The following is a 473-nucleotide window of genomic DNA, read 5'->3' as shown; positions in this document are numbered from 1 at the left end:
TTACAATATCTCCTCGTAATGAAGGGGATATAAAGATTAGCTTGCGTGTGAAGTTAAAAGATCCAAACATCAATATAGATGTTTTCTCTCCTGTAATGTGGGACTGGAAATTGAGTGGGAGCTATGAAAAAGAAGAACCTAGTAAAGAAGATAAAGGAACACAAACTGAAAACAGCAAGGTGGAAAATGTGGTTCATAAATCACAGTATGGCATAATGCCGTTAGTACACAATGCTAAAAAAACTATCATTCAAAAAACAGAAAACACAAAAGGAAATAATGGAGGAAGCCAAGAAGGTGGATCTGGAATAGGTAACGGAGGAAACCAAGAAGGTGGAACTGGGACAGGTAACGGAGGAAACCCAAACCCTGGAACAGGTAATGAAGGGAATCCAGATTCTGGAACAGGTAATGGAGGAAACCCAGACCCTGGAACAGGTAATGGAGGAAACCCAGACCCTGGAACAGGTAAT

1 pseudogene is annotated in these 473 nt (G+C 40.6%); it reads left to right on the top strand.

The window, feature by feature from the left end:
• A pseudogene (locus AC1DJR_RS33285) lies at positions 1–473 on the top strand (type VII secretion protein EsaA); the annotation flags it as partial.

It is taken from the genome of Bacillus sp. 05T31, from assembly GCF_056396725.1.
Note: the sequence above shows the minus strand (reverse complement) of the source record. Positions and strands in the feature narration are given on the sequence as shown.